This window comes from Roseovarius sp. D22-M7, from assembly GCF_037083785.1.
GTDB lineage: Bacteria > Pseudomonadota > Alphaproteobacteria > Rhodobacterales > Rhodobacteraceae > Roseovarius.
This window is the reverse complement of record NZ_JBAPKY010000005.1, coordinates 53,670-76,375: the sequence shown is the minus strand read 5'-3', so window position 1 is coordinate 76,375 and position 22,706 is coordinate 53,670. Positions and strand designations below refer to the sequence as shown.

Here is a 22,706-nt window from a genome sequence, read left to right as displayed (position 1 = left end):
GGTCGCTCCTCTTTCGGGGGTCGGCCCCCTTGAAGACTACGCGACGCTTTTGCCTCTTTCAGGTGAAGGTTTCGTGACGATTCATTCCGCCGCCTGCGCCAATTCCGGCCCGCCGGCGCGGATTGTCGCCAGCAATTCCTCGCGGCGCTTTTCCGCCTTGGCCGCGGCGGCCTGCTTGACCGGGCCGAAGCCCTTGATGCTCAGCGGCAGCTCGGCCAGGGCGATCACCGCGGCGCGGGTGCCCGGGTCGCATTTCGGCAGCACCTCGGCCATGTCGGCCTCGTATTGCCGGATCAGGTCGCGCTCCATCCTGCGTTCGGCGCTGTACCCGAACGGATCCAGCGGCGTGCCGCGCAACGCCTTCAGCCGCGCCAGCAGGCCGAACCCGCGCAGGATCCATGGCCCGAAGGCGCGCTTTTGCGGGCGGCCGTCGGCGCCGGTCTTCGACAGCGCCGGCGGCGCGAGGTGGAAGGTCATGCGGAAATCGCCGCCGAACTCGGCGCGCGCCTTCTCGGCGGTCTGCAGGTGCAGGCGGGCGACCTCGTATTCGTCCTTGTAGGCCAGCAGCTTGTGATAGCCTTTCGCGACCGCCTCGCGCACGCCCTTGTCCTCGATCCCGTCCAGCATCGCCGTGTAGCGGCGCGCCAGCCGCTTGCCCTGGTAGGCGCGCAGGTAATCGGCGCGGTGGTTGATCCGGTCGTCGAGGGTCTTCGGCTTGGCCACCACTTTGGGCGTCAGCAGCTTTTCCACCTCGGCCGGGTAAAGCGCCGCCCAGCGCCCGACCTCGAACGCGCGCAGGTTGTTGTCCACCGCCGCGCCATTCAGGCGGATCGCCCGGGCGATTGCCTCATGGCTCAGCGGGATCAGCCCGCGCTGCCACGCCGCGCCGAAGATCATCATGTTGGAATAGATCGAATCGCCCATGACCTTGCCCGCGAGATCGGAGGCATCGAAAAGCTGCACGTCGTCGCGCAGCCGTGCCTCCAGCGACAGGCGCAGCCGGTCGGTGGGCAGGCGAAACTCTGCATCGCGGGTGAAATCGCCGGTCATGATCTCGTGGCTGTTGACCACCGCGCCGGTCTTGCCGGCCCGTGTCAGGCCCAGTGTCGCGGACCCGGCACTGACCACCAGATCGCCGCCGATCAGCGCGTCGCATTCGCCTGTAGCGACGCGGATCGCGTTGATGTCGCCGGGATTGTCCGCGATGCGGCAATGGATATGCACCGCGCCGCCCTTCTGGGCCAAACCGGCCATCTCCATCATGCCGGCCCCCTTGCCGTCGATCTGCGCGGCCTGCGCCATCACCGCGCCGATGGTCACCACGCCGGTGCCGCCCACGCCGGTGATGACCACGTTATGCGTGCCGTCGATGGCTGGCAGCGCAGGCATGGGCATCTCTGGCAGGCTCAGATCCGTGGTGCTGTCCTTGCGCGGGGTCGCCCCCTCCAGGGTCACAAACGACGGGCAGAACCCCTTGAGGCAGGAGAAATCCTTGTTGCAGCCCGACTGGTCGATCGCCCGCTTGCGGCCCAGTTCCGTCTCGACCGGGACGATGGCGACGCAATTGGATTGTGCCCCACAATCGCCGCAACCCTCGCAGACATCGGTATTGATGAACACGCGCTTGTCGGGATCGGGGAAGGTGCCGCGCTTGCGGCGGCGGCGCTTTTCGGCCGCACAGGTCTGGATGTATAGCAGCACGCTGACCCCTTCGACCTGCGCCAGCCGTTCCTGCACCTTCGGCAACTCCGCCCGCTCGGCGATCTCGGCATCCGCGGGGAAGGATTTGGGATCGACATCCTCCTTCTCGTCATAGACCACCGCGAGGTGCTTGACGCCCATGGCGCGCAGCTCGGCGGCGATGCGCGGCGCGTCCAGCCCGCCCTCGTTGGCCTGCCCGCCGGTCATCGCGACGGCGTCGTTATAGAGGATCTTGAAGGTGATCGTGGTGTCCTGCGCCAGCGCGGCGCGAATGGCCTGCACCCCGGAATGGTTGTAGGTGCCGTCGCCGAGGTTCTGGAAGACGTGGCCGCGCTTGGAAAACGGCGCCTCGCCGATCCAGTTGGCCCCCTCGCCGCCCATATGGGTGAAACCGGTCGTCTCGCGGTCCATCCACTGCACCATGTAGTGACAGCCGATCCCGGCATAGGCGCGGCTGCCCTCGGGCACCACCGTGGACGTATTGTGCGGGCAGCCGGCGCAGTAATAGGGCAGCCGCTTGGCGATCTCTTCGGCGTTGTCGCCGGCGCGCGCCTCTGACAGCGCGGCCAGCCCGGCCTTCACGCGGTCGGTGCCGCGGCCTTCCTCGATCAGGATGCCGCCCAGCTTTTCGGCGATCCAGATCGGGTCGAGCGCGCCGCGCGTCGGGAACAACTCCTCGCGGTGCATGCCGCCGGCGCCGCCCTTGTACCAGCCATAGACGCGGCGGCCCTGCCGGTCGTCGAAGATCGCCTCCTTGATCTGCACCTCGATCAGCTTGCGCTTTTCCTCGACCACGACGATCAGGTCGAGACCCTCGGCCCAGTCGTGAAAGCCCTTCATGTCCAGCGGGAAGGTCTGCCCGACCTTGTAGGTGGTGATCCCCAGCCGTTCGGCCTCGTCCGCGTCGATGCCCAGAAGCTCCAGCGCGTGCACGAGGTCCAGCCAGTTCTTGCCCGCCGCGACGAAGCCGATGCGCGCGCCGGGCTTGCCCCAGATCCGCTTGTCCATGCCGTTGGCATGGCTGAATTCCTCGGCCGCGAACCGCTTGTAATCGATCATCCGCGCTTCCTGCGCGTGCGGCGTGTCGATCAGCCGGATGTTGAGCCCGCCCTCTGGCATGGGGAATTCGGGACTGACAAGCTGCATCCGGTCGGGACGGCCATCGACCACCGCGGTCGCCTCGACCGTGTCCTTCATCGTCTTGAGGCCCACCCAGACCCCGGCGAACCGGCTGAGCGCATAGCCGTAGATCCCGTAATCGAGGATCTCCTGCACCCCCGCGGGGCTGACCACGGGCATGTAGGCATCCACCAACGCCCATTCGCTTTGATGCAGAACGGTCGAGGATTCGCCGGTGTGGTCGTCGCCCATCGCCATCAGCACGCCGCCATATGGCGAGGTGCCGGCCATGTTGGCATGCCGCATCACGTCGCCCGAGCGGTCCACGCCGGGGCCCTTGCCGTACCACAGTCCGAAGACGCCGTCATACTTGCCCTCGCCGCGCAGTTCCGCCTGCTGGCTGCCCCAGAGGGCGGTCGCCGCGAGATCCTCGTTCAGACCCTCCTCGAACCGCACATTCGCCTCGGCGAGGAACCGCTCGGCCCGGCGCATCTGCATGTCCACCGCCCCCAGCGGCGAGCCGCGATAGCCGGTGACATACCCCGCGGTGGCAAGCCCGGCGGCACGGTCGCGCGCCGCCTGCATAAGCATCAGCCGCACCATGGCCTGCGTGCCGTTCAGAAGAACCGGGGATTTGCCCAGATCGAACCGGTCGTTCAGCGTGATTTCCTGCTTGGTCATGTCGCCCTCCCATGGGTGATCGCCGTGGCGGTATCATACGCCGATAATAGGTCATATTTAGTGACCTACCAAGCGGAAATTCGTCGAAATATCGCGCCCTCGCTATCGCGGCGCCGGAAATCTCTGCTATTTCGTAATTCTTGGCGCGGATTTCAGGAAGTTATGATCATGGACTGGGACAAGCTCAGAATATTTCACGCGGTGGCGGACGCGGGCAGCCTCACTCATGCCGGCGATCACCTGCACCTGTCGCAATCGGCGGTGTCGCGGCAGGTGCGCGCGCTCGAGGAATCGCTCAACGCGACGCTGTTTCACCGCCATGCGCGGGGGCTGATTCTCACCGAACAGGGCGAATTGCTGTTCGACGCCACCCGCGCCATGCTCAAGCGCCTCGATGCCGCGACCGCGCGCATCCGCGACAGCGAGGAAGAGGTGTTCGGCGAATTGCGCGTCACCACCACGACCGGCTTCGGCACGCTGTGGCTCGCGCCGCGCCTGACCAAGCTTTACGATAAGTATCCCGATCTCAAGATCGACCTGATGCTCGAGGAACGCGTGCTCGACCTGCCGATGCGCGAGGCCGACATCGCCATCCGCATGAAGGAACCCAGCCAGGCCGACCTGATCCGCAAGCGCCTGATGAGCGTGCACATGTGCCTTTATGCCACCCGCGCCTACATCACGAAGCACGGCGCGCCAGAGCGCGTCGAGGATCTGCAGAATCACCGGCTTATCTGCCAGAACCCGCGCTCGGCGCAGGTCGGGGCCGCGGCGCTGCTGGTGCGCGAACTGGCGACCAACGACATCTCGTCGCTGCTGACGGTCAACAACTATTTCGGGGTGCTTCAGGGCGTGCTGAACGGGCTGGGCATCGGGGTGCTGCCCGACTACCTGATTCGCGATTTCCCCGAGCTCGAGCGTGTCCTGCCCGAGATCGCCTCGAACGAGGTGCCGGTCTTCCTCGCCTATCCCGAGGAACTGCGGCATTCCAAGCGGATCAGCGCCTTTCGGGATTTCGTCCAGGAAGAGATCATCGCCTATCGTAAAAAGATGAGGGAACAGGCAGTTGGATGATAGTCTCGGCAACTTCTGCGTGTGCCATGCGGCACAAGCATAGCGGCAATGATGCGCCTGCAGCATGTTTTTCCTTGATCGGCCGAATGACACTTTTTAATTCCTGCATATGACGGTGGTTGCCTGACGGGCGATCATCATCATACCTCCCTGTTGGACTTGGCCGGGCATTGCGCCCGGCCTCTTTTTTTTGTGCCGCCCGAATTCCGGGCCGCGCGCCCGGATCCGCGGCACGCCGCGCGCACCCGGACGCCAGCGCATGACCCGACGCATGTGCATTCAAAAATTCACTCAAACCATTGTGATCTATATCATTTCCATCCGAACGACGGTTGAAGAGGCACGAACTGCCGGCCATGTGATGGGGTGAAGGAAGCGCAACGGACGCGCTTTGGACACACACGCAGGCACAGCCTGCAAGACTGGAGGTTGAAATGACAGTACACAAACTCGCACTTACAACGGCATTGGCCAGTGTAACCGCCATCGCGGCACAGGCCGACAAACACGAGACAGAACCCGAACCCGCAACAGCGGACGAAATCGTTCCCGGGGCCGAAGCGGACATGCAAAAGGCCACGGTCAGCGAGGACGGTGACATCACCGCACCCGGGCCCGCGGGCGCCGATAACGAGGAGCCTTGGGAAGTCGACAGGACCGCCGTCGACGAGATCCTCGCCGAGGCCGAGGATGGCGCCACCGTCAGTTCGGTAGATGGCGAAACCATCGGCAAGGTCGTCTCGCACAAGGGCGACCGCGACGGCGAGCATCTCCTCGTTGTCGATGTCAGTGACGAGGCCAACCTCGCAGCCGACCGCATCGCCTTCCGTCTCGCCTCGCTCCAGGTCGAGCGCGTCGGCGGGCTGGAATATGACTACACGCTCGAGCAGCTCCGCGAAGCGGTCGCCGAACGTGTTGCCGCGATGGCCGAGTGACACTGCCTGACTGACACACCTTCGGGGACCAGCGCACGGCCCCCGACGTGACGAACACCCAGCGGCCCCGCGTCAGCGCCGGGCCGCTTTTTGATGCGTGAGGGTCGGATACCCCCGCGCACCGGCGCGCAACGCCCCCCTTCCACCTGCCCCGGCCATGCTTTAAACCCGTTCAGACCCGGAACATCGAAAGAGGCCGTCCATGTCAGAGCCGTCCATCACCTCCGATCTCGTCGCGGCGCACGGCCTCAAGCCGGACGAATATGACCGGATCCTGAAGATCATCGGGCGCGAGCCCACATTCACGGAACTGGGGATCTTCTCGGCGATGTGGAACGAGCATTGCTCCTACAAGTCCTCGAAGAAATGGCTGCGCACGCTGCCCACCACCGGCCCCCAGGTCATCTGCGGCCCCGGCGAGAATGCCGGCATCGTCGATATCGGCGACGGTCAGGCGGTGGTCTTCAAGATGGAAAGCCACAACCACCCGTCGTATATCGAGCCGCGCCAGGGCGCCGGGACCGGCATGGGCGGCATCCTGCGCGATGTCTTCACCATGGGCGCGCGCCCCATCGCGTCGATGAACGCGCTCAGCTTCGGCAGCCCGGACCACCCCAGGACCCGCCAGCTCGTGCATGGCGTGGTCGAGGGGATCGGCAGCTACGGCAACTGCTTCGGGGTGCCCTGCGTCGGCGGCGAGGTGCGCTTCGATCCGGCCTATGACGGCAACTGCCTGGTGAATGCCTTCGCCGCCGGTCTGGTGGACGCCGACAGCATCTTCTACTCGGCAGCCTCGGGCGTCGGCATGCCGGTGGTCTACCTCGGGGCAAAGACCGGGCGCGATGGCGTCGGCGGCGCGACCATGGCCTCGGCCGAATTCGACGACAGTATCGACGAGAAACGCCCCACCGTGCAGGTCGGCGATCCGTTCACCGAAAAGCGACTGATGGAGGCGTGCCTCGAACTGATGGCGACCGGCGCGGTGATCTCGATCCAGGACATGGGGGCGGCGGGGCTGACCTGTTCGGCGGTGGAAATGGGCGACAAGGGCGGGCTCGGCGTCAAGCTGCAGCTTGACGCGGTGCCGCAGCGCGAGGCGGGGATGACCGCCTACGAGATGATGCTCTCGGAATCTCAGGAACGCATGCTGATGGTCCTGCGCCCGGAAAAAGAGGCCGAGGCCCGCGCGGTATTCGAGAAATGGGATCTCGACTTCGCCATCGTCGGCGAGACGCTGGCCGAGGACCGCTTCCTCGTGATGCAGGGCGACACGATCAAGGCCGACCTGCCGCTTGCCCAGCTATCCGGCGCGGCGCCCGAATACGACCGGCCCTTCGACGATCCCGCGCCTGCCGCGGCCTTCGATCCCGACAGCCTGCCGGGCGTCGATCCCATCGACTGCCTGCGCGCGCTGCTGGCCTCGTCCAATTACTGCGCGCGCAACTGGGTGTGGGAACAATACGACACCATGGTGATGGCCGACACCGCCCGCCCGCCGGGCCAGGGCGCCGGCCTCGTGCGCGTCCACGGCACCGAGAAGCTGCTGGCCTTCACGTCGGACGTGACACCGCGCTACGTCGCCGCCAACCCCGAGGAAGGCGGCAAGCAGGCCGTCGCCGAGGCGTATCGCAACCTCTCGGCCCTCGGCGCGGTGCCGCTGGCAGCGACCGACAACCTCAATTTCGGCAATCCCGAAAAGCCCGAGATCATGGGCCAGTTCGTGCACGCCATCCGCGGCATAGCTGCGGCCTGCGAAGCCCTCGACATGCCGATCGTGTCGGGCAACGTCTCGCTCTACAACGAGACCGACGGCACGGCGATCCTGCCCACCCCCACGATCGGCGCGGTCGGGCTGATCCGCGAGCCCGACATGGCGATCACCGGCACCGCGCGCGACGGGCACGTCGCGCTGGTGCTGGGCGAAACGCATGGTCACCTCGGGCAATCCGCGCTGCTGGCCGAGGTGTTCAACCGCGCCGAGGGCGATCCGCCGCCCGTCGATCTCGACGCAGAGAAACGCCACGGCGACTTCATCCGCGCCAATGCCGCCCATATCCGCGCCTGCACCGATCTCGGCGATGGCGGGCTGGCGCTCGCGGCCTTCGAGATGGCCGAGGCCGCGGGCGTCGGCATCCGTCTCGATGCGCGCGACACCGCGACGCTCTTCGGCGAGGATCAGGGCCGCTACCTCATCGCTTGCAATTTCGACTCCGCCGAGGCGCTGATGATCGCGGCGGGACGTGCGCGGGTGCCCTTGCGCACCGTGGGCCGGTTCTGCGGCGACACCGTCCGCATGGGCCGCATCGAGACGCCGCTCGCGGACCTGTCGCAAGTCTTTCGCAGCAGCTTCGGCGCCACCTTCGACTGACCCGCCACGGCCACGCACCCTTGCGCTCGGCGCGTGCAGGTTCTACCTTCCCACCAGTGCAACACAACAAGGTGTGCAAGACCATGCTCGCATCCGATCTAGAGGCGATGATACGCGAAGCGCTGCCGCAGGCCCGCATCCGGGTCGAGGGCGATGACGGCGTGCATTTCTCGGCCGAGGTCATCGACGAAAGCTTCCGCGGCATGAACCGCGTCCAGCAACAACGCGCGGTCTACGCGGCGCTCAAGGGCAAGATGGACGGCCCCGATGGAGCGGTGCACGCTCTCGCGCTGACGACACGGGCACCCGACTGATTACATGGAGGCACGCTACGTCGCCCTGCTGATCCTCGTCCCGTTCGCTTTCGTGTTCGCCTATGCCACGTGGCACGAATACAAGCGGTTCAAGGCAGAAGGGCGCAGCAGCTACGGGCTGACCTACGACCCCGAGACGAACACCACCCATGTCGGCCCGATCCCGGAGGACGAGGAAGCTTACGATCTGGACGATTACGATCCCGACCTTCTGGAGACGACGGCGAAAGAGGCCGAGGAAGACGGGATGGCGGACCGGGACGGCACGGAGACCGACGAAGAGCGCGAGACCGCGCGCGACACCGAAGACCCGCAGGACGACGATAAACCACAGGATACCCGCACATGACCGACGCCAAGACCCGTATCGAAGAGACCGTGAAATCCAGCGACGTGGTGCTCTACATGAAGGGAACCAAGGATATGCCGCAATGCGGCTTTTCCAGCCGCGTGGCCGGCGTGCTGAATTTCATGGGTGTGGAATTCACCGATGTCAACGTCCTCGCCGACGAGGAGATCCGCCAGGGCATCAAGGACTATTCCGAATGGCCCACCATCCCGCAGCTCTACGTCAAGGGAGAGTTCGTGGGCGGCTGCGACATCATCACCGAGATGACCCTGTCGGGAGAGCTCGACACGCTTCTCGCGCAGAACGGCGTCAGCTTCGACAAGGATGCCGCCGACAAGATCCGCGACGCCAACGCCTGACCGGCCCAAACCCTGTGGCCCAGCCCGCCGTACCGCACGGCGGGGCCCAAGTTTTGTAAAAACCGCGCCCGTTTCTGTACAGATCGCGGCGCGGTTCTTCTGTCGCGGCGCTGGACATCACGCCCCCGTCCGGCCAGGTTTCAAACCTTGGTGACCCCCGGAAAAAGGCCGCGCCGATGACCGATGACGACAGCCTTCACGACCCGAAGGACGGCGTTGCGCGCCTCGTCGCGATCATGGCCCGCCTGCGCGATCCCGACACGGGATGTCCCTGGGACGTGGCGCAGGATTTCGCCAGCATCGCCCCCTATACCATTGAAGAGGCTTACGAAGTCGCCGACGCGATCGAGCAGGAAAACTGGCCCGACCTGCGCGGCGAGCTTGGCGATCTCCTGTTGCAGGTGGTGTTTCACGCCCGCATCGCCGAGGATCGCGGGCTGTTCGATCTCGAGGACGTGGCCAACGCGATCTCCGACAAGATGATCGCCCGCCACCCGCATGTTTTCGAACCGCAAACCCCCGGCAGCCCCACTTTCGACTGGGAAGCGATCAAGGCCGCCGAACGCGCCGCCACCCTCCAGACCGGCACTCTCGACGGCGTGGCGCTTGGTCTGCCTGCGCTTCTGCGGGCGGTGAAACTGCAGAAACGCGCCGCGCGGGTCGGATTTGATTGGCCGGAGACCACGCATGTTATCAACAAGATAAAGGAAGAAGCCGAGGAACTGCATGAAGCAGCCGCGCATCGCGACCCGGATCACATCGAGGAAGAATTCGGCGACCTGATGTTCGTCATGGCAAACCTCGCGCGGCACATGAATCTCTGCCCCGAGACTGCGCTGCGCCGCGCCAACGTGAAATTCACCCGCCGGTTCGAGCGGATCGAGGCGCTTCTGAAGGCGGCGGGAAAGACCCCCGCCGACTCCGACCTTGCCGAGATGGACGCGCTCTGGAACCGCGCGAAGTCCGAGGAACGCGGCGAGGGCTGATCCCGCCCGGCCTTCTTCCCGGCGCGTGCCGGGAAAAATCGCAAACTCAGCCGAGCGCCGCGCTGCACCGCTTGCAGGTGCCCGGATGCGCATGCGTGCCGACATCGGGCAGGATCTTCCAACAGCGCTGGCATTTCATGCCCTCTGCCCGCTCGAAGACCACGCCGACAGTGTCGATCTCGGGCAGCCGGAACGCCTCGGCGGGCCGCGGATCGGCGGTCAGTGAAATATCCGAGGTGATGCAGATATCCTCGAAATTGACCGATTTCAGCGCGTCCAGCATCTCGGCATCGCGCACATGCACGATGGGCGCCGCCTCGAGGCTCGCGCCGATCACCTTGTCGGTGCGTTGCACCTCGAGGGCGGCGGTCACAACCCGCCGCGCGGCGCGTACCTGCGCCCATTTCGCCGCCAGCGGCTCGTCCAGCCAATCGGCGGGTGTGTCGGGGATATCCATCAGGTGCACCGAGCTGCCCTCGCCCGGGAACCGCTCCAGCCAGACCTCTTCCATGGTGAAGACCAGCACCGGCGCAAGCCACGTGGTCAACCGGTGGAACAGCAGGTCGAGGACGCTGCGCGCCGCGCGCCTGCGCGGCGTGTCGCCGTCGCAATACAGCGCGTCCTTGCGGATGTCGAAATAGAACGCCGACAACTCGACCGTAGCGAAGTTGAAGATCTGCTGGTAAACGCCCTGAAAATCATAGGCTTCAAAGCCGCTTCTCACCTTATGGTCAAGCTCTGCCAGGCGATGCAGCACCCACCGCTCCAGCTCGGGCATCTCGGCGGGATCCACGCGGTCTCCTTCAGTGAAATGCGCCAAGGATCCCAGCATGAAGCGCATCGTGTTGCGCAGCCGGCGATATCCGTCGGCGACGCCTTTCAGGATTTCAGGCCCGATCCGGAGATCCGCGGTGTAATCGGCCTGCGTCACCCAAAGCCGCAGGATATCGGCGCCGTAGTGCTTGGTCACGTCGTCGGGGGCCACGGTATTGCCGAGCGATTTGGACATCTTGTTGCCCTTCTCGTCCAACGTGAAGCCGTGCGTCAGCACGCCGCGATATGGGGCGTGGCCGATCGTGCCGCAGGCCTGCAGCATCGAGGAATGGAACCACCCGCGATGCTGGTCGGTCCCTTCGAGGTACAGGTCCGCCATACCGTCCTCGCTGCCATCGGCGCGATCGCGCAGCACGAAGGCATGGGTGGAGCCTGAATCGAACCACACGTCGAGGATGTCATCGACCGTTTCCCAGGCGTCCGGATCGACGATGCCCTCAAGGAACCGCGCCTTCGCGCCGGGCTTGTACCAGGCGTCCGCGCCTTCCTCTTCGAACGCCGCGAGGATGCGCGCGTTCACCTCTTCGTTTTTCAAAAGGTATTCGGGATCGGTGGGTTGCGCGTCTTTCTTCACAAAGCACGTGAGCGGCACACCCCAGGCGCGCTGGCGCGACAGCACCCAGTCGGGACGCGACCCGATCATCGTGTGCAGGCGATTACGTCCGGTCTTCGGCGTCCAGGTCACCAATTCGTCGATGGATCGCAGCGCGCGCTCGCGGATCGTCTTGCCGTAGGTGTCCTTCCCGTCGCCGACCTCGCGGTCGATGGCGGCGAACCATTGCGCGGTGTTGCGGTAGATCACCGGCGCCTTCGAGCGCCAGGAATGCGGGTAGCTGTGCTTGATCTTGCCGCGCGCCAGAAGCCCGCCGACCTCGGCCAGCTTGTCGATCACGGCCTTGTTGGCATTGCCTTCCTTGCCCTTGCGATCAAGGATCTCGGTCCCGCCGAAAAACGGCAGATCGGAGCGGAAGGTTCCATCGTCCATGACGTTGTAGGTGATCACCTGATCGAGCATGCCGAGGCTGCGATAAAGGTCGTATTCCTCCATCCCGTGGCTGGGCGCGCAATGCACGAAACCGGTGCCTTCCTCGTCGGTCACGAAATCCGCGGCCCGGAAATCGCGGGGATCATCCCATTCACCGCCTGCGTCTTCGGCCTTGGCCAGCGGGTGTGCAAGGGTCAGCCCGGCGAGTTCGTCTGCCGTCACGTCTCGCACCCGGCGATACATGCCATCGTCGAGCCGCGCGCAGGTCATCGTGTCCTCGGCGCGGGCATCGGCGAGGATCAGACGCTCGCCGATATGTGTCCAGCATTCCTTGGGCGTGTCTGTTACCTCATAGAGGCCATAGGAAATATCCTCGCCATAGACCACCGCCTTGTTCGATGGGATGGTCCATGGCGTGGTGGTCCAGATGACGACATGCGCGCCGTCAAGCTCTCCTTCGGTCGCGACCCGGAACTTCACCCAGACCGTGAAGCTTTCCTTGTCGTGATACTCGACCTCCGCCTCGGCCAGCGCGGTCTTCTCGATGGGCGACCACATCACCGGCTTCGAGCCCTGGTAGAGCGTTCCGGTCATCAGGAAGGTCTGGAACGCCTCCGCGATGATCCGCTCGGCGCGGTAATCCATCGTCAGGTACGGCTTGTCCCATTTGCCGGTGACGCCGAGGCGCTTGAACTCGTCGCGCTGCACGTCGATCCAGCCTTCGGCGAATTCGCGGCATTCGCGGCGGAACTCGACGATGTCGACCTTGTCCTTGTCCATGCCTTTGGCGCGGTACTGTTCCTCGATCTTCCACTCGATGGGCAGGCCGTGGCAATCCCAGCCGGGAATGTAGCGTGCGTCGCGCCCCATCATCTGCTGGCTGCGCACCACCAGATCCTTGAGGATCTTGTTGAGCGCGTGCCCGATATGCAGGTGCCCGTTGGCGTAGGGCGGGCCGTCATGCAGGGTGAAGGGCGGACGCCCCTCGGCGCGCTCGCGCAGCCGGTCGTAGATGCCGATCTTCTCCCACCGGGCGAGCCAGTCAGGCTCGCGCTTGGGCAGGCCGGCGCGCATCGGAAACTCGGTTTTCGGAAGGTTCAGCGTGTCTTTGTAATCGGGTGTGTCAGAACACATGGGTGACGTCCCTTGTCACTGATGTTGGCATTGCGCGGATGTGGGGGCGGCGCGGTGGCGCGAACGCCAGAAGTCCCGGCGGCTCGATGGGGTCAGAGCGCCGGGCACGTAATTCGAATGAGGATCACTATGGCCTTCATCATGTTCCGCCTTATAGGCCCGCCGCCGGCGAGCGTCCAGAGGGGGCGGGCAACGCTTTCTTGAAAAGAAAGCGGTCCGAAATCTTCGAAAGATGTCGTCGCCGTCGGCTCCTGCGACGCGAGGGGCACTTGAAGAGGCGGCGCGACACGGGCATCTCAAGGACATGAACACCGCCCTGCCCCCAAGGTTCGATATTACCCGGCCCGAGATCGAGCGCGTGGTCGCCGCGTTCTACGCGGCGGTACGCGCGCATCCCGGCCTCGAGCCGGTCTTCGCGGTGCATGTCACCGACTGGCCGGCGCACGAGGCGAAGGTCGCCGATTTCTGGGCCAACGCGATCCTGCACGAACGCAGCTATGACGGCAGCCCGATGAGCGCCCATGTGCAGGCGCGCAATGTCCGTCCCGGCATGTTCTCGACATGGCTCGATCTTTTCGACAGCGTGCTGCACGCCGAGTTACGACCCGATCAGGCCGCCGCGTGGTCGGCCCTGGCGCACCGCATCGGGCGCAGCCTGCGCGCTGGTGTGGTCGAGCGCGAGACGCTGGCGGACGGTGTGCCGAAACTGCGTTGAGGTTCAGCTTTTGCGGGCGAAAAGACCGGTCAGCGCGCGCTTCACCATGCCTGTCACCGACGGGCGCGCGGCGCGCAGGAAGGGCAACGGGCGGCAGACCTCCATTGCGGCGAGCCCGACCCGCGCGGTCAGCGCGCCGTTTACCACGCCCTCGCCGAAGCGGCGCGACACCTTCGACAGCATGTTGCCCCCCGCGACGCTGCTGATCATGTCGTCACCCACGGCGACGGCGCCGGTCGCCACCAGATGCGCCATCACGCTGCGCGTCAGGCGCCAGCCGCCCAGCACGCCGGCGCGGCCGCCGTAAATTTCGGCGATGCGGCGGATCATCCGAAGGTTGAGCACAAGCGCGCCCACCACATCCGCCAGCGCCAGCGGCACGAGCGCCGTCACGGTTGCCACTTGCCGCGCCGCCAGTTCGATCTCGCGCGTGGCCTGCGCGTCGAGCGGGCCAAGCAATTCGGTCTCTGCCAGTTCGAGTAGCGACGCGGGGTCGAGCTGTTCCTCGGCACGCTCGTCGAGGCGGGCATGGTTCCAGCGCAGTTCGGGGCGGTCCTTGTAGAGCGCGCGCAGCCGCGTGACCGTGCCGCGCGCGGCGCCGAGATCGTCGTCGGCAAGCGCCGCCTGCGCCGCGCGCAAGACATTGTCGAGCCGGTTCAGCCGGGCGAAGGCGGCGACCTCACGCAGGGCGATGACGACCAGCAACACCAACAACGCGACGCCCATGACAGCGACCGCGTAGCCAAGGATCGGCAGGCGCACCATGAGGCCGGTGGCGAAATCCCAGGCCGCGACCCCGACGGCGGTGCCGATCAGCCCGATCACGAGGCCCCAGAACAGGCGCGCCAGCGGCGACGGGCGCCGCGCCACATGCGTCATCGCGGCCTGCATCGCGCGCCCCTCGAAGGGGGCGGCATCATCGGGCACCGGCGGCGCGCGGTCCGGGGCGGCCGTGTCGCCCGCCTCAATGTCGATCAGAACCGGACCCTTGCTCATGCCGCCTCCTTCTCGTCCTGCCAGATCATCAGGATGTCGGGCAGCCCTTCATCATTGCCCGCGCCCTGCCCGTATGCCACCTCGCGGAAGCCCTGCCCGAGATAGAAGGCGCGGGCCGGCAGGTTGCCGTCAAGCACCCAGAGGTCGAGCATCTCGGAGCGGCTTTTCGCCTCGGCCAGCAGCGCGCCACCGGTCCCTTGCCCGCGCCGGTCGGGCGCGACGTATAGCGCGTGCACGCGGCTGCCGCGGCGGATGATGAACCCGGCGATTCCGGACCCATCGCGCCGGATCCGCACCCAGCCCCGCGCGGTGACCCAGGCCAGCGCGCAGAGATCGTCGAGCGGGCTGCGCACCCTTGGCAGCCAAGTCGTGCCGCGGGTGAAGGCCCAGAGGATCGCGGCGAGGCGCGGCAGGTGCCACAGGTGGGCGCGTGCGATGCTCATAACCGGTCCCCGATCAGGAACTGCGCCGCGCGGTCGAGACGGATATGCGGCGGCCCCTCGCCGCGCCGCAGATCGAGCGGCGCGGGCGCGAAACGCATCGACTTGAAGGCGCCATCGGGCCACGTCTCGGCCCCTTCACGTGCCGCCGACAGCAGCCGCGCGGGATCCTCGGGCAGATCGCCGGGGTGAAAGGCGGCCTGGCGCCCGGTCTCCAGCAGACGACCGCGCACGCAATCGAGGTCGCGCCCGGCATGCGAAATCCGGTCCTCGACGGTGGTGCGCAGCGCGGCGAGCGCCATGGCGCGGGTCTCGCCCCCGGCGAAATCCGCGCGGTCGCGCGCCCCGCGCAACAGCGCCTCCATGAACGCCGTCAGGCGGCTATGCTGAGTGTGGTGCAGGTGATCGGCCTTGGTCGCGGCGAACAGGATCTTCTCGACCCGCCGGCCCAGCAGAAGCTGCGTGAGAAAGGCGTTGCGGCCGGGCCGGAACGCGCCGAGGATCTCGGCCATCGCGCGGCGCATGTCCTCGACTGCCGAGGGCCCCTTGTGCAGCGCGTCGAGCGCGTCGACGAGCACCACCTGCCGGTCGATCCGCGCGAAATGATCGCGAAAGAACGGCCGCACCACCTCGCGCTTGTAGGCCTCGAACCGGCGCGCCATCTCGGCCCGCAGGCTTTTTCGCGGGTCGCGCCCGGATTGCGGCAGCGGCGCGAAGGTGACGACGGGCGAGCCCTCCAGATCGCCGGGCAGCAGGAACCGCCCCGGGGTGCAATCGTAGAACCCGGCCTCGCGCGCGGCGGTCAGGTAGGCGGTGAACCCCTGCGCCAGACGTTGCGCCAGGGCCTCGTCCAGCGCTTGGCGCGCATCGACTTCGCGCATGTCCGCAAGGTACTGCGCCGCCTGCGGACGCGCCTCGATGCGGTCGAGCACCTCGGCTGACCACTGATCGTAGCTTTTGTCGAGCAGGGCGAGATCGAGCAGCCACTCGCCCGGATAATCGACGATATCGAGATGCACCGTGCGCGGGCCGGTCATCGCCGCGAAATAGCCCGCCGGCCGCACACGCAACGACAGGCGCAACTCCGACACGGCGCGCGTGCTTTGCGGCCAATGCGGATCTGGGCCGGTCAACGCGGCGAGTTGGGTTTCGTAATCGAAGCGCGGCAGCGTCACATCGGGTTGCGGTTGCAGATAGGCGGCAAGGATCCGCCCCTCGCTTTCGGCCAGCAGCCCCGGCATGCGCGCGCGATCCATTAGATTGGCGATCAGCGAGGTGATGAACACCGTCTTGCCGGCCCGCGCCAGCCCGGTCACGCCGAGCCGGATCACCGGCTCGAAAAACGCGCCCGACACCCGGTCGCCGAAGCCTTCGATGCCGCGTGTCAGCCCGTCGGCCAGCCCTGCAATCGCCAATCCTGCCCCTTTCGCTTTTGCGCGCAGGATAGAGGGCCGGGGCCCGGCTTTCCAGAGGCCAATTGCCCCCCGGCGCGCCCGGAACGGCGCGCGGGCGTGAAGGCCTGCAGGCGTCGGGATTTCGCCTGTCATTGACCGGAAAACGCCGCAACGCCCTCATGGTCAAGGCCGCGTTTCTTGGATATGGGGGACGAAACCCTTGAGGGAGCATCAGGCCATGGCCGAAATCGAGCAGCCGCAGATCTATCTCATCACCCCGCCCGAGTTCGATCCGGAGATTTTTTCCCCGCGTCTGGCTGCGGTTCTGGAGCGGGTCGACGTGGCCTGCGTCCGTCTCGGCCTTGCCACGCGGGACGAGGACCGGATCGCACGCACGGCGGATGCCTGCCGCGAGGTGACGCATGCGCGCGACGTGGCGCTGGTGATCGACAGCCATATCATGATGGCCGAGCGGATGGGCCTGGACGGCGTGCATCTGCTGGACGGGCCACGCTCGGTCCGGGCGGCGCGCAAGGCGCTCGGCGAGGACGCCATCGTCGGGGCGTTCTGCGGCACCTCGCGGCATGACGGCATCGGCGCCGGCGAGGCGGGCGCGGATTACGTCAGCTTCGGGCCGGTCGGAACCACCGCGCTTGGCGACGGGGCGCAGGCGCAGCGCGATCTCTTCGCCTGGTGGTCGGAGGTGATCGAGCTTCCGGTCGTGGCCGAGGGCGCGCTCGACGAGGCCGCTATCGCGAGCCTCGCCCCGGTCAGCGACTTTCTGGCCTTCGGCGAGGAGATCTGGCGCGAGGACGATGCCGCCGCGGCGCTGGAACGCATGATCGAGGTGATGCGCGCGGCGGTTGCCAAGGCCTGACGCGTCAAAGCCAGTCGCGCAGGATCGGGATCAGCGGGATGTCGGCGGGCGGCATCGGGTAGGATTTCAGGTCACCGGCGCGCACCCATTTCAAAGCCTGCCCCTCGAGCCCTTGCGCGATGCCGTCCCATTTGCGGCAGGCAAAGAGCGGCATCAGCAGGTGAAAATCGTCATAGGCATGGCTGGCGAAGGTCAGCGGTGCAAGGCAGCTGGCCCATGTATCGATGCCCAGTTCCTCGTGCAACTCGCGGATCAGCGCATGTTCGGGGCTTTCGCCGGGTTCCACCTTGCCGCCGGGAAATTCCCACAGCCCGGCCATGGATTTGCCCGCCGGCCGCTGCGTGAGAAGGATCCGGCCGTCAACATCGATGAGCGCGACAGCGGCGACAAGGACGACCTTCACCGGGGCCCGCGCGCTGTCCTCCCGGTCCGGCACGTCATCGGCTGTCACGACCGGTAATCCGCGTTGATATCGATATAGCCATGCGTGAGATCGCAGGTCCAGACCCGCGCGGTGCCGCCGCCAAGCCCCAGATCAACGTGGATCACGATCTCGTCCTTCTTCATGTAGGCCGCGGCGCGGTCCTCGTCGTAGCCGGGGCAGACCATCCCGTCACGGGCCACCTGCATGTCGCCGAACCAGATCGCCAGCAGATCCCGGTCGGCACGTGCGCCGGACTTGCCCACGGCCATGACGATACGGCCCCAGTTGGGATCGCCGCCCGCGACGGCCGTCTTCACCAGCGGCGAGTTTGCGATCGCCTTGGCGTGCCTGTGCGCCTCGGCATCCGAGGCGGCGCCGGTCACGGAAATCTCGATGAACTTCGTGGCGCCTTCGCCGTCGCGCACGACCTGGTGGGCGAGATCCAGCATCACTCGCCAGAGGCCTTCCATGAAGCTGACATTGTTTTCCGTCACGCGAATGCCCGACGCGCCTGTCGCGGCGACCAGCAGCGTGTCGGAGGTCGAGGTGTCACCGTCCACCGTGATGCAGTTGAAGGTCGTGCGGTTGAGCGCGCTGACCGTGTCCTGCAGGATCTGCTGATCGATCGCCGCGTCGGTAAAGATATAGACCAGCATCGTGGCCATGTCGGGCGCGATCATCCCCGATCCCTTGGCGATGCCGGCGATATGAACGCTTTGCCCGCCGATCGTCACCGTGGTTCCGGCGCCCTTGGGATAGGTGTCGGTCGTGCCGATGGCCTGCGCCGCGGCCTTGATGCCATGCGGCGACAGCCCCGCCCGCAGATCTTCGAGGCGGGCGATGATGCGCTCATGCGCCAGCGGCTCTCCGATCACGCCGGTCGAGGACGAGAAGACGCGCGTGCGTGTCAGCCCGAGCCTGTCGGCCACCGCGCCCGTCAATGCCGCGACCGACCCGGCGCCCCGCTTGCCGGTGAAGGCGTTGGCATTGCCCGAGTTGACGAGGATCGCGGCGGCGCCCTCGGACGCGCCGCCGATCTTGTCCTCGCAATCCAGCACCGCGGCAGAGCGTGTCGCCGACCGCGTGAACACGCCGGCCATCGCGGTTCCCGCCACCAGATGCACCAGCAGCACATCGTCGCGGCCGGCATGACGTACCCCCGCCGCGGCCGTCGCGAAGCGCACTCCGGCGATCTGGGGCAGGTCGGGAAAGGCTGCCGGGGCAAGCGGCGAGAGCGGGGGTGTGGCGCCCATGGCTTCAGTCCTCCAGCAGGTCGATCCGGTTGATAAGCGCGGGCGCGACGCCCTCGGCCCCGGCGCGCGATACGTCGCTTTCACGCTCCAGTTGGGCCACGTGGTCGTCGAAGGCCTTCTGGCGCAACTCGGCTGCGAGATCGCCGCGCACTTCCGCCAGGGTCGGACGCTCGCGGATCCGCGTCTCGCGCAGTTCGATCACGTGCCAGCCGAACCCGGTTTCCAGCGGCGCGGAGATCCCGCCGTCGCCAAGGGCCGCCACCGCGTCGAAGAACTCGGGCACCATGACACCTTCGCCGAACCAGCCCAGATCGCCCCCGGACGGGCCAGAGGGCCCGATGGAATGCTGTTGCGCCAGCGCTGCAAAATTGGCGCCGCCCTCGATCTTGTCGATGATCGCCAGCGCCTCTTCTTCCGTTTCCACAAGGATATGCGCGGCCCGGTATTCGGGCCCGGTCTCGGCCTCTGCATAGCGGGATTCATAAAGCGCGCGCACCGCCTCGTCGGTGATCCGCGTCTCGAAGATTCCCTTCGCGACATCGGCCGCCAACACCGCGCGCCGGTCGTTGTCAAGCCGCACGCGCGCGGCGCGCGACAGCGGCCCCTCCTGCGTCTGCATCAGAAGCGTCTGCTGCACCAGCTGGTCCAGCACGCCGTCGAACAGCACGTCCGGCGGCACCCGGTCGTATTGCTCCGGCAGAGTGCCACGCAGTGCCAACATGTGCCCCAGGGTGATCTCGGTCTCGCCGACGGTGGCCACGACGGTATCCGCGGACGGGTCATCCTGCGCCCGGGCCGGGGCGGCGAACGAGAGCGCAGCGATCATTGCGGTCGATGCGAGAAAACGGCAGAGCATGAGATGGGTCCCTTGTTGTTCGGTTCGGCGCCCGGCACGGGCCTTCGGTCTTGCGGTGCGCGACGTTGACACTGTCAGAGCGGCCCCTTACATCGCCACTTGATCACGCGCTGCGCCACCAACTCGCACCCGTTCTAGGGCGGGCGGGCAAGCGGGGCAAGCGATTGCCTGTCACGGACAGCGTCAACACCGGAACGGATGGAACATGTTGGGATTTGGATCGGTCGCGCGAAAGATTTTCGGCACCCCGAACGACCGCAAGATCAAGGCGACGCGACCGCTGGTCGAGCGTATCAATGCGCTGGAACCCGAATACCAGGCCCTGGACGACGCAGAGCTGATCGGCAAGACCGAAACCTTCCGCAGGCGCATCGCCGAGGGCGAAGGCCTCGACGCGCTGCTGCCCGAGGCCTTCGCCAATTGCCGCGAGGCGGCGCGCCGGACGCTTGGCCTCCGGGCCTTTGACGTGCAGATCATGGGCGGCATCTTCCTGCACCAGGGCAATATCGCGGAAATGAAGACCGGCGAGGGCAAGACGCTTGTCGCCACGTTTCCCTGCTATCTCAACGCGCTGTCGGGGCAAGGCGTGCACGTGGTCACGGTCAACGACTACCTCGCGAAACGTGACGCAGACTGGATGGGAAAGGTCTACGCCGCCCTCGGCATGACCACGGGCGTCGTCTACCCGCAACAGCCCGAGGCAGAGAAGAAGACGGCCTATGCTGCCGACGTGACCTACGCCACCAATAACGAGCTTGGGTTCGACTACCTGCGCGACAACATGAAATCCTCGCTCGAGGAGATGAACCAGCGCGGGCATCACTTTGCCGTGGTCGACGAGGTCGACAGCATTCTCATCGACGAGGCGCGCACGCCGCTGATCATTTCCGGCCCGAGCCAGGACCGCAGCGAGCTTTACCAGACCATCGACGAGCTGATCCCCGAACTGACCGGAGAGCATTACTCGATCGACGAAAAGACCCGCAACGTCACCTTCACCGACGAGGGCAACGAGTTTCTCGAACAGCTGCTGCTGTCGCGCGGGATCCTGCCCGAGGGTCAGTCGCTTTACGATCCCGAAAGCACCACCATCGTGCATCACGTCAACCAGGGTCTACGCGCGCACAAGCTGTTCACGAAGGACAAGGACTACATGGTGCGCAACAGCGAGGTCGTGCTGGTGGACGAGTTCACCGGGCGCATGATGACCGGCCGGCGGCTGTCGGACGGGCTGCACCAGGCGATCGAGGCCAAGGAGGGCTGCAAGATCCAGCCGGAGAACGTGACGCTCGCACAGGTCACGTTCCAGAACTACTTCCGCCTTTACGACAAGCTTTCGGGGATGACCGGGACCGCCTCGACCGAGGCCGACGAATTCATGGAGATCTACGGCCTCGGCGTCGTCGAGGTGCCGACCAACATGCCGATCGCGCGGGTCGATCAGGACGACGCCGTCTACCGCAGCACGCAGGAGAAATACGACGCCATCGTCGCCGAGATCCGCGCGGCCCATGACAAGGGCCAGCCGATCCTCGTCGGGACGACGTCGATCGAGAAATCCGAAAGCCTGAGCACGGCACTGACCAAGGCGGATATTCCGCATAACGTCCTCAACGCCCGCCAGCACGAGAAAGAGGCGCAGATCATCGCCGAGGCCGGCAATCTCGGCGCGGTCACCATCGCCACGAACATGGCCGGGCGCGGCACCGACATCAAGCTGGGCGGCAATGTCGAATTCAAGATCATGGAGGCGATCGAGGCCGAACCCGAGGGCGACCCCGGAGAGATCCGTGCCCGGATCGAGGCCGAGCATGCCGATGCCGAAAAGGCGGTGATCGCTGCCGGCGGGCTGTTCGTGCTGGCCACGGAACGCCATGAAAGCCGGCGCATCGACAACCAGCTGCGCGGCCGGTCGGGCCGGCAGGGCGATCCCGGACGCTCGGCGTTCTTCCTCAGCCTCGAGGACGACCTGATGCGCATCTTCGGTTCTGAACGGCTGGAAAAGGTGCTGGGGACACTCGGCATGAAGGAAGGCGAGGCGATCGTGCACCCGTGGGTCAACAAGTCGCTGGAGCGCGCGCAGGCCAAGGTCGAGGGGCGCAACTTCGACATCCGCAAGCAGCTGCTGAAATTCGACGACGTGATGAACGAGCAGCGCAAGGTGATCTTCAAGCAGCGCCTCGACATCATGAAGGCCGAGGATCTCAGCGAGATCGTGGGCGAGATGCGCGCCGAGGTCATCACCGATCTGGTCGATCAGTACATGCCACCGAAAACCTTCGCGGACCAGTGGGATACCGAAGGCCTTTACGCTGCTGTGATCGAAAAGCTCAATCTCGATCTGCCGGTGATAGACTGGGCGGACGAAGAAGGCGTCGATGACGAGGACATCATCGAGCGGCTCGACAAGGCCGCCGACGAGATGATGGCCGCGAAAGCCGCGCAGTTCGGCCCCGAGAACATGCGGATGATCGAGAAACAGGTGCTGTTGCAGACCATCGACGGCAAGTGGCGCGAGCACCTTCTGACGCTTGAACATCTGCGCAGCGTCGTCGGCTTTCGCGGCTACGCACAGCGCGACCCGCTGAACGAGTACAAGACCGAAGCGTTCCAGCTGTTCCAGACGATGCTCGACAGCCTGCGCATGGACGTGACGCAGAAACTGTCGCAGATCCGCCCGATGAACGAGCAGGAGCAGCAGAAGCTGATGCAGGACCTCGAGCAGCAGCGCGCGCAGATGGAAGCGGCGGCGAAACCCGACACGCCGCCCGCGGTGTCCGAAAACGCCGCCCCCGGGTTCGTGGAAGACGATACCTCGACCTGGGGCAATCCGGGGCGCAACGTCTCCTGCCCCTGTGGGTCGGGCAAGAAATTCAAGCATTGCCACGGGCGGTTCAACTGAACCGCACGGG

The 22,706-nt window shown here is 66.0% G+C and carries 18 protein-coding genes; 10 read left to right on the top strand and 8 right to left on the bottom strand.

Going from position 1 to position 22,706, the window contains the following annotated elements; genetic code table 11:
- Positions 1-81 precede the first annotated feature (81 nt).
- Complete coding sequence (locus V8324_RS04020; RefSeq protein ID WP_336418633.1) at positions 82-3,501, bottom strand: indolepyruvate ferredoxin oxidoreductase family protein; 3,420 nt, start codon at positions 3,499-3,501, stop codon at positions 82-84.
- Between the two features lie 168 nt (positions 3,502-3,669).
- On the opposite strand from V8324_RS04020, the gene V8324_RS04015 reads away from it, so the two are divergent.
- The 7 genes from V8324_RS04015 (at position 3,670) to mazG (ending at position 9,886) form a co-directional block, all read left to right on the top strand.
- Positions 3,670-4,575 carry a LysR family transcriptional regulator gene (locus tag V8324_RS04015; protein ID WP_336418632.1) on the top strand — a complete coding sequence of 302 codons (906 nt, stop codon included), beginning with the start codon at positions 3,670-3,672 and terminating at the stop codon, positions 4,573-4,575.
- Positions 4,576-5,009: 434 nt separating this feature from the next.
- Entirely contained in the window at positions 5,010-5,510 is a 501-nt protein-coding gene (locus V8324_RS04010) for a phosphoribosylglycinamide synthetase (RefSeq protein WP_336418631.1), read from the top strand.
- 202 nt (positions 5,511-5,712) lie between these two features.
- Entirely contained in the window at positions 5,713-7,878 is a 2,166-nt protein-coding gene (gene purL, locus V8324_RS04005; protein ID WP_336418630.1) for a phosphoribosylformylglycinamidine synthase subunit PurL, read from the top strand.
- A gap of 83 nt (positions 7,879-7,961) precedes the next feature.
- Positions 7,962-8,192, top strand: coding sequence for a BolA/IbaG family iron-sulfur metabolism protein (locus tag V8324_RS04000; protein ID WP_336418629.1), 231 nt, complete (start codon positions 7,962-7,964; stop codon positions 8,190-8,192).
- Positions 8,193-8,196: 4 nt separating this feature from the next.
- The gene (locus tag V8324_RS03995; protein ID WP_336418628.1) at positions 8,197-8,541 is read left to right on the top strand and encodes a hypothetical protein; all 345 of its coding nucleotides are present in this window, start codon (positions 8,197-8,199) and stop codon (positions 8,539-8,541) included.
- Positions 8,538-8,900 (top strand): Grx4 family monothiol glutaredoxin, encoded by a 363-nt coding sequence (gene grxD / locus V8324_RS03990; protein ID WP_336418627.1) that lies wholly within the window; start codon positions 8,538-8,540, stop codon positions 8,898-8,900. Before V8324_RS03995 ends, grxD begins: the two co-directional genes overlap by 4 nt.
- 176 nt (positions 8,901-9,076) lie before the next feature.
- Positions 9,077-9,886 carry a nucleoside triphosphate pyrophosphohydrolase gene (gene mazG / locus V8324_RS03985; protein WP_336418626.1) on the top strand — a complete coding sequence of 270 codons (810 nt, stop codon included), beginning with the start codon at positions 9,077-9,079 and terminating at the stop codon, positions 9,884-9,886.
- 46 nt (positions 9,887-9,932) lie between these two features.
- Here mazG and ileS read toward each other — a convergent pair whose 3' ends face one another.
- Positions 9,933-12,839: an isoleucine--tRNA ligase gene (ileS, locus tag V8324_RS03980; protein WP_336418625.1), complete on the bottom strand. Its 2,907-nt coding sequence runs from the start codon at positions 12,837-12,839 to the stop codon at positions 9,933-9,935.
- Between the two features lie 304 nt (positions 12,840-13,143).
- Here ileS and V8324_RS03975 point away from each other — a divergent pair, with 304 nt between their 5' ends.
- A complete protein-coding gene (locus V8324_RS03975; RefSeq protein WP_336418624.1) occupies positions 13,144-13,554 on the top strand; it encodes a group III truncated hemoglobin in 411 nt (136 codons plus the stop codon).
- Between the two features lie 3 nt (positions 13,555-13,557).
- On the opposite strand, the gene V8324_RS03970 is transcribed toward V8324_RS03975, so the two are convergent.
- From V8324_RS03970 to V8324_RS03960, 3 genes are read right to left on the bottom strand one after another with little or no spacing between them, the layout of a single operon-like run.
- Positions 13,558-14,550, bottom strand: coding sequence for a YcjF family protein (locus V8324_RS03970; RefSeq protein ID WP_336418623.1), 993 nt, complete (start codon positions 14,548-14,550; stop codon positions 13,558-13,560).
- Complete coding sequence (locus V8324_RS03965; RefSeq protein WP_336418622.1) at positions 14,547-14,993, bottom strand: GNAT family N-acetyltransferase; 447 nt, start codon at positions 14,991-14,993, stop codon at positions 14,547-14,549. Before V8324_RS03965 ends, V8324_RS03970 begins: the two co-directional genes overlap by 4 nt.
- Entirely contained in the window at positions 14,990-16,405 is a 1,416-nt protein-coding gene (locus V8324_RS03960; protein WP_336418621.1) for a YcjX family protein, read from the bottom strand. Before V8324_RS03960 ends, V8324_RS03965 begins: the two co-directional genes overlap by 4 nt.
- Before the next feature lie 217 nt (positions 16,406-16,622).
- Between V8324_RS03960 and V8324_RS03955 the strand changes: the two genes are divergently transcribed.
- A complete protein-coding gene (locus V8324_RS03955) occupies positions 16,623-17,261 on the top strand; it encodes a thiamine phosphate synthase (RefSeq protein ID WP_336418620.1) in 639 nt (212 codons plus the stop codon).
- Positions 17,262-17,265: 4 nt separating this feature from the next.
- Here the strand turns inward: V8324_RS03955 and V8324_RS03950 are convergent, their stop codons facing one another.
- Genes V8324_RS03950 through V8324_RS03940 form a run of 3 tightly spaced genes read right to left on the bottom strand, consistent with a single transcriptional unit; the run spans position 17,266 to position 19,794 of the window.
- The gene (locus V8324_RS03950; RefSeq protein ID WP_336418670.1) at positions 17,266-17,664 is read right to left on the bottom strand and encodes a (deoxy)nucleoside triphosphate pyrophosphohydrolase; all 399 of its coding nucleotides are present in this window, start codon (positions 17,662-17,664) and stop codon (positions 17,266-17,268) included.
- A 44-nt stretch (positions 17,665-17,708) separates the two neighbouring features.
- Positions 17,709-18,938, bottom strand: a complete 1,230-nt coding sequence (gene argJ / locus V8324_RS03945; RefSeq protein WP_336418619.1) for a bifunctional glutamate N-acetyltransferase/amino-acid acetyltransferase ArgJ — start codon at positions 18,936-18,938, stop codon at positions 17,709-17,711.
- 4 nt (positions 18,939-18,942) lie between these two features.
- The gene (locus V8324_RS03940) at positions 18,943-19,794 is read right to left on the bottom strand and encodes a peptidylprolyl isomerase (RefSeq protein WP_336418618.1); all 852 of its coding nucleotides are present in this window, start codon (positions 19,792-19,794) and stop codon (positions 18,943-18,945) included.
- 205 nt (positions 19,795-19,999) lie between these two features.
- Here V8324_RS03940 and secA point away from each other — a divergent pair, with 205 nt between their 5' ends.
- Positions 20,000-22,696, top strand: a complete 2,697-nt coding sequence (gene secA, locus V8324_RS03935; RefSeq protein ID WP_336418617.1) for a preprotein translocase subunit SecA — start codon at positions 20,000-20,002, stop codon at positions 22,694-22,696.
- The last annotated feature ends 10 nt before the right edge of the window (positions 22,697-22,706 follow it).

Coding starts and splice junctions, on each gene's coding strand:
- V8324_RS04020 (WP_336418633.1), bottom strand. CDS start 3,501: ATGACCAAGCAGGAAATCACGCTGAACGACCGGTTCGATCTGGGCAAA.
- V8324_RS04015 (WP_336418632.1), top strand. CDS start 3,670: ATGGACTGGGACAAGCTCAGAATATTTCACGCGGTGGCGGACGCGGGC.
- V8324_RS04010 (WP_336418631.1), top strand. CDS start 5,010: ATGACAGTACACAAACTCGCACTTACAACGGCATTGGCCAGTGTAACC.
- purL (WP_336418630.1), top strand. CDS start 5,713: ATGTCAGAGCCGTCCATCACCTCCGATCTCGTCGCGGCGCACGGCCTC.
- V8324_RS04000 (WP_336418629.1), top strand. CDS start 7,962: ATGCTCGCATCCGATCTAGAGGCGATGATACGCGAAGCGCTGCCGCAG.
- V8324_RS03995 (WP_336418628.1), top strand. CDS start 8,197: ATGGAGGCACGCTACGTCGCCCTGCTGATCCTCGTCCCGTTCGCTTTC.
- grxD (WP_336418627.1), top strand. CDS start 8,538: ATGACCGACGCCAAGACCCGTATCGAAGAGACCGTGAAATCCAGCGAC.
- mazG (WP_336418626.1), top strand. CDS start 9,077: ATGACCGATGACGACAGCCTTCACGACCCGAAGGACGGCGTTGCGCGC.
- ileS (WP_336418625.1), bottom strand. CDS start 12,839: ATGTGTTCTGACACACCCGATTACAAAGACACGCTGAACCTTCCGAAA.
- V8324_RS03975 (WP_336418624.1), top strand. CDS start 13,144: ATGAACACCGCCCTGCCCCCAAGGTTCGATATTACCCGGCCCGAGATC.
- V8324_RS03970 (WP_336418623.1), bottom strand. CDS start 14,550: ATGAGCAAGGGTCCGGTTCTGATCGACATTGAGGCGGGCGACACGGCC.
- V8324_RS03965 (WP_336418622.1), bottom strand. CDS start 14,993: ATGAGCATCGCACGCGCCCACCTGTGGCACCTGCCGCGCCTCGCCGCG.
- V8324_RS03955 (WP_336418620.1), top strand. CDS start 16,623: ATGGCCGAAATCGAGCAGCCGCAGATCTATCTCATCACCCCGCCCGAG.
- argJ (WP_336418619.1), bottom strand. CDS start 18,938: ATGGGCGCCACACCCCCGCTCTCGCCGCTTGCCCCGGCAGCCTTTCCC.
- V8324_RS03940 (WP_336418618.1), bottom strand. CDS start 19,794: ATGCTCTGCCGTTTTCTCGCATCGACCGCAATGATCGCTGCGCTCTCG.
- secA (WP_336418617.1), top strand. CDS start 20,000: ATGTTGGGATTTGGATCGGTCGCGCGAAAGATTTTCGGCACCCCGAAC.